This is a genomic window from Amycolatopsis marina, assembly GCF_900111885.1.
Lineage (GTDB): Bacteria > Actinomycetota > Actinomycetes > Mycobacteriales > Pseudonocardiaceae > Amycolatopsis > Amycolatopsis marina.
Map to the genome: position 1 here is coordinate 89,588 of NZ_FOKG01000022.1, position 11,153 is coordinate 100,740.

At 68.8% G+C, this 11,153-nt stretch carries 10 protein-coding genes; all 10 read left to right on the forward strand.

The features are described 5' to 3' along the window. Positions 1 to 68: 68 nt before the first annotated feature. On the forward strand, positions 69 to 1,226 hold the full coding sequence (locus tag BM199_RS27680; RefSeq protein WP_091677543.1) for an inositol-3-phosphate synthase: 1,158 nt from the start codon (positions 69 to 71) through the stop codon (positions 1,224 to 1,226). Next, entirely contained in the window at positions 1,223 to 2,113 is an 891-nt protein-coding gene (locus BM199_RS27685) for an SCO3242 family prenyltransferase (protein WP_245788799.1), read from the forward strand. Before BM199_RS27680 ends, BM199_RS27685 begins: the two co-directional genes overlap by 4 nt. A 61-nt stretch (positions 2,114 to 2,174) precedes the next feature. Beyond that, a complete protein-coding gene (locus BM199_RS27690; RefSeq protein ID WP_091677547.1) occupies positions 2,175 to 3,650 on the forward strand; it encodes an EboA domain-containing protein in 1,476 nt (491 codons plus the stop codon). 85 nt (positions 3,651 to 3,735) lie between these two features. Continuing rightward, on the forward strand, positions 3,736 to 4,650 hold the full coding sequence (locus tag BM199_RS27695) for a TatD family hydrolase (RefSeq protein ID WP_091677550.1): 915 nt from the start codon (positions 3,736 to 3,738) through the stop codon (positions 4,648 to 4,650). A gap of 2 nt (positions 4,651 to 4,652) precedes the next feature. Continuing rightward, entirely contained in the window at positions 4,653 to 5,783 is a 1,131-nt protein-coding gene (gene eboE / locus BM199_RS27700) for a metabolite traffic protein EboE (protein WP_091677599.1), read from the forward strand. Continuing rightward, entirely contained in the window at positions 5,780 to 7,207 is a 1,428-nt protein-coding gene (locus tag BM199_RS27705) for an alkaline phosphatase family protein (protein WP_091677552.1), read from the forward strand. The genes eboE and BM199_RS27705 overlap by 4 nt, the downstream gene beginning before the upstream one ends. Next, positions 7,204 to 8,223 carry a sugar phosphate isomerase/epimerase family protein gene (locus tag BM199_RS27710; protein WP_091677554.1) on the forward strand — a complete coding sequence of 340 codons (1,020 nt, stop codon included), beginning with the start codon at positions 7,204 to 7,206 and terminating at the stop codon, positions 8,221 to 8,223. The genes BM199_RS27705 and BM199_RS27710 overlap by 4 nt, the downstream gene beginning before the upstream one ends. Then, entirely contained in the window at positions 8,223 to 9,119 is an 897-nt protein-coding gene (locus BM199_RS27715; RefSeq protein WP_245788801.1) for a sugar phosphate isomerase/epimerase family protein, read from the forward strand. The genes BM199_RS27710 and BM199_RS27715 overlap by 1 nt, the downstream gene beginning before the upstream one ends. A 124-nt stretch (positions 9,120 to 9,243) precedes the next feature. Beyond that, entirely contained in the window at positions 9,244 to 10,428 is a 1,185-nt protein-coding gene (locus tag BM199_RS27720; RefSeq protein ID WP_177242816.1) for a TetR/AcrR family transcriptional regulator, read from the forward strand. Positions 10,429 to 10,551: 123 nt separating this feature from the next. After that, the coding region (locus BM199_RS27725; protein ID WP_143101936.1) for an acyltransferase family protein at positions 10,552 to 11,153 on the forward strand (602 nt) is incomplete at its 3' end.

Sequence of the window (11,153 nt, forward strand, 5' to 3'; positions counted from 1 at the left end):
ACCCACCCACTCGCCACCGGCGGCGAGTGGAGTTCACGGCCCGGTGACTCGGGAAGGCAAGGTAGTTCATGGCAGAGTTCGGACCCACCGGACTGTGGCTGGTAGGTGCCAGAGGTTCGGTGGCCACCACGGCGATCACGGGTCTGCTCGCGCTGCGCGCAGGCGTCGTCGCACCCACCGGATGTGTGAGTGCCACCGCTCCGTTCGAGGACATGGACCTCCCCGGCTGGGACGAGCTGCACATCGGCGGGCACGACATCGTGCAGACCCCACTGGAGAAGCGGGCCGAGCTGCTCAGCGAGTCCGGGGTCATCCCGCATCGTGTCTTCCAAGCCGTCCGCTCCGGGCTGTCCGAAATAGACAACGAACTGCGGGCCGGATACCACCCCGCGACACATCCCGGTTCGCAGGCGGACGCCGCGCGTGCGTTGTCCGCGGACATCACCGAATTCGCACAGCGGCGTGGTCTGCGCCGCGTGGTCGTGGTCAACGTCTCCTCGACCGAACCCGTGTTTCCCGAACTGCCGGAGCACAACACGCTGGAAGCACTGGAGGCGGCGATGTCGGTGCCGGGACGGACGGTGCTGCCGCCGAGTTCGGTTGCCGCGTACGCCGCCTTGCGCTCCGGATGTCCCTATGTCGACTTCACGCCGTCCACCGGTGTCCGGCTGCCCGCGCTGGAGCGGTTGGCGACCGAACTCGGCCTGCCGTACGCCGGCTCGGACGGCAAGACCGGTGAGACGCTCGTGCGCAGCGCACTCGCCCCGATGTTCACCACCCGCGCCCTGGCGGTCCGGTCATGGGCGGGCACCAACCTGCTCGGTGGCGGCGACGGCCTCACGCTCGCCGACGCCGAACACGCGGGCAGCAAGCTGGTCTCCAAGGGACGCGGACTCGAGACACTGCTCGGGGGAGCTGTGACGGCCCCGCTGCACATCGACAACGTGCCCGACCTCGGCGAGCAGAAGATCGCCTGGGACAACGTGTCCTTCGAAGGCTTCCTCGGTACCAGGATGAGCCTGCAGTTCACCTGGACGGGCTACGATTCGTCCCTTGCCGCACCGCTGGTGCTGGACCTGGCCCGGTTCACGGCGGCGGCGCACGCCGCTGGGCAGAGCGGTCCGCTCGGGTCACTGGCGTTCTTCTTCAAGGACCCGGTGGGCAGCGACGAGCATCGACTGGCCGAGCAGGCCGCCGCGTTGCGGAAGTGGGCGATGGCTCTGTGAGTACAACACCGGCTACGACGAGAAAGTCCGCTGTTTCCGCCTACGTGCAACTCGTCCGGGCGCCCGCCGCCCTCACGGTGCTCGGTGACACCGTCGCCGGTGCGGCAGCGGGACGTAACCCGCTACGGGGCAGACGACTGCTGTTGCCGCTGGCGTCGGCTTCCTTCTACTGGGCGGGAATGGCGTTCAACGACTGGGCCGACCGGGAACTGGATGCGATCGAGCGTCCGGAGCGCCCGATCCCTTCCGGCCGGGTGAGTGCGCGCGCGGCGCTCACCACTGGGGGTGTGCTGACCGCTGCCGGGCTCGGACTGTCCGGGCTCGGCGGCGGGCAGCGCGGCCTCAAACTGGCGTTCCCGCTTGCCGCCGCGGTGCTCGCGTACGACACCAGGCTCAAGGGCACTGGTGCGGGCCCGCTGGGGATGGCCACCTGCAGGATGCTGGACGTCCTGCTCGGCGCTTCAGGTGGTTCCCTGCGCTCGGCGTTGCCCACGGCAGCGGCGTTCGGCGTGCACACCATGGGGGTGACGGCCGTTTCGGCGGGCGAGGTGCGGGGCGGCTCGTCGGACACGGCGAGTGCGGCGGTCGCCGGTACGGCCTTCTCGACCGCACTGGCGCTCACGGGGCGCAGCAGGTCCTGGCGCGACCGAATGATCGGCGCCGTGTTCGGTGGCGGTTTCGCGGCGACCGTCGGCCGTGCCCAGTTCGCCGCGGCGCAACATCCGACGGCAGCCCGGATCCGGACGGCGACCGTGGCCGGAATCCACGGCATGGTCCCGTTGCAGGCGAGCCTCGCGGCCAGGCACGGTTCCGTGCGCTCGGCCGTGCTGCTGGCGAGTGCGCTACCGGTGGCCAGGAAGCTGGCCCGGCGAGTGAGTCCCACCTGACCGGCAAGACAGCGACGTGCGTGAAACGACGTGAGTGGAACGTGCATTCCAGGAGGTGGCAGTGAACGGTCTCCCGCTCGATCTTGGCTACGGCACCAACGGTTTCGCCAATCACAGACTCGACGACGCGCTCGACGTGCTCGCCGATCTCGGCTACACCAGCGTTGCGCTGACACTGGACCACTGCCATCTCGACCCGTTCGCAGCGGACCTGTCCGCCCAGTTGCGGCGGGTCGGCGACCGCCTCGGCCGGCTGGGCCTGCGGGTGGTGGTGGAGACCGGAGCGCGCTACCTGCTCGATCCCTACCGCAAGCATCACCCAACCCTGCTCTCCGACGAGCCAGGGCCACGGCTGGACTTCCTCCGCCGAGCGGTGCTGATCGCGGGCGAGCTCGGCGCGGAGTGCGTCTCCTTCTGGTCGGGAGCACTGCCCGCGGGTCTCGACGCCACGACTGCCTGGCAGCGGCTGTTGTCCGGAGTGGACAGCGTGGTCGCCGAGGCGGCCACGCGTGGTGTGCGCCTCGGGCTCGAACCGGAACCGGGGCACTTCGTCGCCCACCTTGCCGACGCACTACGCCTACGCAGGGAACTCGGTGAGCCCGAGCAGCTGGGCATCACCCTCGACGTCGGCCACTGTGTCGCGATCGAACCGGCCAGTGCGGCGGACTGCATCCGGGAGGCGGCGCCACTGCTGGTGAACGTCCAGCTGGACGACATGATGCCCGGCGTGCACGAACACCTCGAGTTCGGCACGGGGCAGTTGGACCTGGCCGGCACGCTTGCCGCGCTGATGGAGGTCGGCTACACGGGGGTGGCTGCTGTGGAACTCCCCCGGCACAGTCACGCCGCACCAGAAGTGGCCCGGCGCAGCATCGAGGCGCTGCGCGCGGCACTGCCCGCCTTGGCGACCGCCGCCGGCACACCCGTGGCTACGGCGTCCGAAGTGGACCATCCTTGGCTGGTCGAGGCGGAGCAGGCCGTCCGGGCCGATCCGTCGGCGGTGGGCCGGCTGTTCCCCGCGGTCGGCCGCAAGGTCGGCCGGTCGGCACTGCGGCCGGAACTCGACCCCGACGGGCTCGTGCACGGTACGGTCGACGATCTGGCCAGGGCCCGCCTGCTCGCCGTGCTCGGCGAGTCGTTGTCGCCGGACCGCTTGCCCGGCGAGGTCACCGCGCTGTACCGCTACGGCGACGCGGCCGAGCGCAGGGGCGTCCTGCGAGCACTGCACCTGCTGCCGGACACGGTGGCCGACGCGGGGCGGGCGTTGGTCGAGGACGCGTTGCGGACCAATGATCTCCGGTTGGTGGCCGCGGCGCTCGGACCGTTCGCCGCCCGGTGTCTCGACGCACACGCATGGCGGCACGGGGTGCTGAAATGCCTGTTCGTCGGCGTGCCGCTGGCCGCGGTCTCGGGACTCGCCGAACGCGCCGACGGTGAACTGGTGCGGATGGTGGCCGACTACGCGGCCGAGCGCGAAGCGGCGGGGCGGGACGTGCCCGCCGACGCCGTACGGATTCTCCAGGAGGCAGGACGATGAACGGCGGAATCCGACTGGGGCCGGCCGCCGGGAACACGGTGTGTTCGCGATCGCGTGTTCTCTCAAAGACACAGGAGGCAGGACGATGACTGAGCAGCACCAGCGCCGTATCTTTGACCCGCATATCCATATGACGTCGCGGACCACCACCGACTACGAGCAGATGTACGCGGCAGGCGTGCGGGCGCTGGTGGAGCCCGCGTTCTGGCTCGGCCAACCGCGTACCAACGTCGGGTCGTTCACCGACTACTTCGACGGGTTGATCGGCTGGGAGCGGTTCCGCGCCGCGCAGTTCGGCATCAGGCACCACTGCACCATGGCGCTGAACCCGAAGGAGGCCAACGATCCCCGATGTACCGAGGTCCTCGACGTGTTGCCGAGGTACCTGGCCAAGGACGGGGTGGTGGCGGTCGGCGAGGTCGGCTACGACTCGATGACTCCGGCCGAGGAGGACGCGTTCACCCGGCAGCTCGCGATGGCGGTCGAGCACGAACTCCCGGTGCTGGTGCACACCCCGCACCGGGACAAGCTCGCGGGGACACGCCGGACCCTGGACGTGGTGCGCGCGTCCGGCATCGCCCCGGAGATGGTGGTGGTGGACCACCTCAACGAGGTCACCGTCGGTCCGGTCGCGGAGTCCGGCTGCTGGATGGGGTTCTCGATCTATCCGGACACGAAGATGGACGAGCACCGGATGGTCGCCATCCTCAGGAATTACGGCACCTCCCGGGTGCTGGTGAACTCCGCCGCCGACTGGGGCCGGTCCGACCCGCTGAAGACAGCCAGGACCGGCGACGCGATGCTGGCGGGCGGGTTCTCCGTGGCCGATGTGGACAAGGTGCTGTGGCAGAACCCGGTGGAGTTCTACGGCCAGAGTGGAAAGCTGATGCTGGACGACACCGGGCAGGCGGAACCGACCGGGGAGACGTTCGCCGGAAACTCGGTGTTGCGCGGGGCGCGGCCGGACGCGGCGGATTCAGCGGGCTCGGCGATGTCATGACCTTGTTGTCCTACTGCACCAACGTCCACCCCGCCGAGGACCTGGCTGGGATTCTCGACCAGCTCGACACCTACGCCGTTCCGGTACGCGAGGAACTGGGCGTCGACCGGCTCGGGATCGGGCTCTGGCTGGCGGCGGAGGTCGCCTCCGGGCTCGCCGAGGACAGGAGCGCACGCCTGCGGCTCGCGGAAGAACTCCGCACCCGTGGGCTGGTTGTCCAGACGATGAACGCCTTCCCGTATCAGGGATTCCACGACGACGTGGTCAAACACAAGGTGTATGTTCCACAATGGACCGACGTGCGCAGGCTGCGATACACGCTCGACTGCATCACGGTGCTCGCTGACCTGCTGCCGGAGGACGCGGAGTACGGCAGCATCTCGACCCTGCCGTTGGCCTGGCGGGAGCCGTGGAGCAGCTCGCACGACCTCCGTTCCGGCATCGCGCTGGACGAGGTGACCAGGGTGCTGCGCACCGCGCTGGCACGGCACGAGCAACCCATTCGGCTGGCCGTGGAACCAGAACCGGGATGCGTGCTGGACACCGTCGCGGATGCGGTGGGTTGGCTGGCGGACCGGGTCGAGCCGGAGCACATCGGTCTCTGCCTGGACACCTGCCACCTCGCCGTGTCGTTCGCCGACCCGGTCGAGGCGGTGGACCAGATCTATCGCAGCGGCCTGCGGGTGGTGAAGGTGCAGGCGTCGGCAGCGCTGCACGTGGCCGAGCCGGGTACGCAGGAGGCGCGGGCCGCCCTCGCCCGGTTCGCCGAGCCCCGCTACCTGCACCAGGTGCGCGAGCTGACGCCGTCGGGCGCGGTGCTGGCCGCGGACGACCTGCCGGAGGCGCTGGAAACGTTGCCCGCGCAGGGGCCGTGGCGAGTGCATTTCCATGTGCCGCTGCACGCCGATCCGGAACCGCCGCTCACCTCGACCACCGAGGTGCTCACCTCGGCGGTGAGCGCACTGCGGGCCCATGAGCCGGACGGGCTTCCGCACATCGAGGTCGAGACCTACACGTGGAACGTGCTGCCGCGCGGCAGCAGGCGGTGGCGGCCGGAGGATCTCGTCACCGGGATCGCGGACGAGTTGCGCTGGGCGCGGACCTCGCTCGCAGACCAGGAGGTTTACCAGTGAGCGTCAGTAACACGGCGAACAAGCTGTTGGTGATCGACGTCGTCGGGCTCACCCCGAAACTGTTGCGGTACATGCCCAACCTCGCCAAGCTGGCGACCGGGGGCTGGCAGGCCGAGTTGGGCACGGTGCTGCCCGCGGTGACGTGCAGCGCGCAGTCGACCTTTCTCACCGGGCTGATGCCCGCCGACCACGGCATCGTCGGCAACGGCTGGTACTTCCGCGACCTCGGCGAGGTGTACCTCTGGCGGCAGCACAACCGCCTGGTCGGTGGCGAGAAGGTGTGGGAGACGGCGCGGGCCGCCCGGCCCGGCTACACCGCGGCCAACATCTGCTGGTGGTACGCCATGGGCGCGACCACCGACTTCACCATCACACCCCGGCCGATCTATCACGCCGACGGCCGCAAATCGCCCGACTGTTACGCCCGTCCACCGGAGCTGCACGATCAGCTGACTGCCGAACTCGGGCCGTTCCCGCTCTTCCACTACTGGGGGCCGACCGCGTCAATCGAGTCCAGCCGTTGGATCGTCGAGGCCGCCCGGCGGATCTTCTGGGACGAGCGGCCGGACCTGCAGCTGGTCTACCTGCCCCACCTGGACTACGACCTGCAGCGGTTCGGTCCGGACTCGCCGCAGGCTGTCACCGCGGCGCGGGCGGTGGACGCCGAGATCGCTCCGCTGCTCGGCGACGCCGAACGTGCGGGAGCGACTGTGGTGGCGCTGTCGGAGTACGGCATCACCCCGGCCCGTACTCCGGTGGACGTCAACCGGGCGTTGCGCGAGGAGGGCCTGCTCGAGGTCTACACACAGGCCGGCATGGAGTACCTGGACCCGTGGACCTCGCGTGCCTTCGCGGTGGCCGATCACCAGATCGCGCACATCTACGTCGCCGACGAGGCGGACAGGGACCGGGTGCGCGACCTGGTGGCGGCGTTGCCCGGCGTCGACGAGGTGCTCGACCGCGACGGCCAGAAGCGCTACGGGCTCGATCACGATCGCGCCGGTGAACTGGTGGCGGTGGCCGAACCGGACGCCTGGTTCACCTACTACTACTGGCTCGACGACGATCGCGCTCCCGACTTCGCCAGGGGAGTGGAGATCCACCGCAAGCCCGGCTTCGACCCGGCCGAGTTGTTCTTCGATCCGGCGGATCCGCTGGCCAAGGCGAAAGCGGGACTGAACCTGGTCCGGAAGATGGCCGGGTTGCGCTATTCGATGAAGGTCGTGCCGACCGACGCCCGGTATGTGCGTGGCACACACGGGCGGCTGCCCGACACCGCCGACGACGGGCCGGTGCTGCTCTGTTCCGACTCGACCATACCGTCCAATGTGGAGAAAAGCGGGCGGATCGGCGCGACCGAGGTGCGCGATCTTCTGCTGCAACTGCAAGGAATCACGACGCAGGCGAAGGGAAAGTCACGATGAGCCGACCGATCACGCTGTTCACCGGCCAGTGGGCCGACCTCCCGTTCGAGGAGGTGTGCAGGCTGGCCGCCGAGTGGGGATACGACGGGCTGGAGATCGCCTGCTCCGGGGACCACTTCGAGGTGGACAGGGCGCTGGCCGAGGAGAACTACGTTCGTGATCGCCGGAAGCTGCTGGAGTCCTACGGCCTGAACGCCTGGACGATCTCCAATCACCTGGTGGGCCAGGCTGTCTGTGACGACCCGATCGACGACCGTCACCGCAACATCCTGCCCGGCCGCATCTGGGGTGACGGTGAGCCGGAGGGAGTCCGGCAGCGGGCGGCCGCCGAGCTCGCCGACACCGCTCGCGCGGCGGCCAAGTTTGGTGTGGACACCGTGGTCGGGTTCACCGGTTCGAAGATCTGGAAATACGTCGCGATGTTCCCGCCGGTGTCGCAGGAGGTCATCGACGACGGCTACGCGGACTTCGCCCGCAGGTGGAACCCGATCCTCGACGTGTTCGACGAGGAGGGAGTGCGGTTCGCGCACGAGGTGCACCCCTCGGAGATCGCGTACGACTACTGGACGACGCAGCGCACGCTGGACGCGGTCGAGCACCGGCCCGCCTTCGGACTCAACTGGGACCCTTCGCACTTCGTCTGGCAGGACCTCGATCCGGTCGGGTTCATCCTGGATTTCGCCGACCGGATCTACCACGTCGACTGCAAGGACACGAAGAAGCGCTTCGACGGCCGTAACGGCAGGCTCGGATCCCATCTGGCATGGGCGGACGCCCGCAGGGGCTGGGACTTCGTGTCCACAGGGCACGGTGACGTCGACTGGGAGAGCGCGTTCAGGGCGCTCAACTCCATCGGTTACACCGGCCCGATCTCGGTGGAGTGGGAGGACGCGGGGATGGACCGGCTGCGCGGCGCTGCCGAGGCGGTGGGATACATCCGCAACCTCAACTTCGACAAGCCGGCGGCGGCGTTCGATGCCGCGTTCAGCAACCAATCCAAGGAAGGGACTCAGTGATGAGTGAAGAGCGCGACGAGAGGCCCATGTCCCGCAGGTCGATGCTGCGAGGCGCGGTGGGTGCCGCGGCGGCGATCGGGGCGGCAGGAGCGCTGACCGGCGGGCTGGCCGGAACCGCGCAGGCCGGAACCGCGGCCGCGAACGGCTGGTCGAGGGGCAGGCGCGTGCCGGAGGAGCGGATCGGCATCCAGCTCTACACCCTCAGGAACGACCTGCAGGCCGACCTCGAGGGCACCCTCGAGGCGCTGGCGGACATCGGCTATCGCAACGTGGAGTTGGCCGGTACGTACGGTCGTTCCGTGCGGGAGTTCCGTGGGTTGCTGGACCGCTACGGTCTGCGGGCGGTATCGGCGCACGTCGGTTTCGACGGCGCGGACGTCGACGCGCTGATCGCCGACGCCAAGGTCCTCGGCTATCACTACGCCGACTGTGCGTGGGCGAACTACGACAGCATCGGCGAGTGGAGGGACTTCGCTGATCGGCTCGACAAGGCGGGCAAGGCATTCCGCAAGGCCGGGATCAAGTACGGCTACCACAACCACGCCCACGAGTTCCGGAAGATCGACGGCGTACGCCCGTTCGACGTGATCTCCCAGGTCACCAGCAGGCACAACGTCCACTTCGAGTACGACCTGTACTGGCTGGTCGACGGCGGAATCGACCCGGTGGAGCAGTACTACCGCGAGTTCGGCAGGGTGCGGCAGTTCCACGTGAAGGACCGCAAGCCGGAGGGTGGCTTCGCGGACCTCGGCACCGGGACCATCGACTTCGGCAGGATTTTCCGGGACACCCGCAGGGGCCACGTGAGCCACTTCATCGTGGAGCACGACCAGCCCACGAACGCACTGCGGACGGCCGAGGTCGGGTACGACTACCTGACCGACCTGCGCTTCTGAGCACGGGCCACGGCGGCGCGGCGGGTTCCCGCCGCGCCGCTTCGCCGTGTGCGCAGGCCGCGATCACAGGTACACGGAACGCCATCACGGGTACACGGAACGCGATCTCGTTAAACTCCTGCCGGTGACACCCAGAACCGCCGTGCTGCGCAGGCCGAGGAACCGCAAGGCGCAGATCGTGGTCACCGCGGCCGAACTGTTCTGCAGCAGGGGCTATCACAACGTCGGCGTCGACGACATCGCCGACGAGGTGGGGATCACCGGTCCGGCCATCTATCGGCACTTCCGCAACAAGCAGGCCATCCTCGCGCATGCCGTCAGCGAGCTGTGCGACTCGTTCACGCTCGCCACCAGTCATGGCGACGCGGCCGGGTCGCCCGCTGAGGCCCTGGACGCGGTCGTGCGGGGTCTGGCCAGACAGGGTGTGGAGCGCCGGTCACTAGGACGGCTCTACCAGTGGGAGGGGCGGCACCTGAGTGAGCCGGACAGGCTGCGTGTGACCGAGCAGATGCAGCAGGGCGCGCGCCGCCTGCGTGACCTGCTGATCCAGGTGCGGCCCGAGCTGAGCCGGTCCGACGCCGGGTACCTCACCGCCGCGGCGCTGAGTGTTCTGGTCAGCCCTTCGACGCATCGAGCGAAACTGGCCAGGGGTAAGGCCGAACTCGTCGTGCACGCCATCGCCATCGAGGTGCTGGAGCTGCGGGGACTGCCGCACGTGGGTGGCGCAGGAGCGCCGCGCGAGCGAAGTGCGGGGCCGATGATGCCCCGCCGGGAGCGACTGCTCGCGGAGGCCGTCCGGTTGTTCCACCTGCACGGTTACCACGGGGTGAGCGTGGAGGACATCGGCGCGGCCGCGGGGATCAACGCGTCCAGCGTCTACCGGCACTTCGCGAGCAAGACCGACCTGCTGACCGCGGTCTTCTACCGGGCGGCGGAGCGGCTCAGCGTCGCGACAGCCGACGCGCTCGGCGCTGCGGGCGACGCCGAGACCGCGCTGCGCGCTCTGGTCACCGCCTACGTGCGGCTCATCCTGGAGCAGTCCGATATGGCCGCCGTGTACGTGTCGGAGAACACCAACCTTCCCGCGGCGGACCGGCACAGGCTGCGCGACACCCAGCGCAGGCACGTCGACACGTGGGTGCGGCTCGCGGGGGAGTGCCGCACAGTGGACTCTTCGGCACTGGTCCGCTTCCGGGTACACGCCGCACTGAACGTCGTCACCGACATCGCCAGGGGCCGCCGAGGCCACCCGGATGTGGCGCGCGCCACCCACCTCGTGCTGGAGATCCTGTTCGGCGGGATCCGGTAGGCCCATCGGGGACGTGGTGGGGATCTTTCCGCCACCCGTGCGGTTCCCTTCGAACCAGCGATGGCATCGTTGGGGCGCCACTTCGGTGGCGCCCCCGCACGCGTTACCGGAGGACCCGCACGGATGAACCAGCTTCGAGCCGACATGCCCGCGGCTGCACGCTCAGGCGCCGCATCACCAGAGCCTCGGCGTTTTCGGCCTGAGTTGCAGGGGTTGCGGGCGTTGGCTGCGTTGTTGGTGGTGGTGTATCACGTGTGGTTTGGCCGGATTTCCGGTGGTGTGGATGTGTTTTTTGTGATTTCGGGGTTTTTGATCACGGGTCAGTTGGTGCGGGTGTCGGTGCGGGGGCGGATTGAGTTCGGGCCGTTGTGGGCGCGGATGATCAAGCGGTTGTTCCCGGCGGCGTTGACGGTGTTGTTCGTGGTGATGGTGGCGAGTTGGTTGTTTCTGCCGGAGACACGGTGGTTTCAGACGATTCGTGAGGTGTTCGCGTCGGCGTTGTATGTGGAGAACTGGCAGCTGGTGGCGAACTCGGTGGATTATTTCGCGCAGCACACGGGGGCGAGTGTGGTGCAGCATTTCTGGTCGTTGTCGATTCAGGGTCAGTTTTATGTGGTGTGGCCGGTGTTGATCGCGGTGGTGGTGTTGGTGGCGCGGCGGGCTGGGTGGGGGCTGCATCGGTCGGTGGGTGTGGTTCTGGCGGTGTTGTTCGTCGGGTCGTTGGG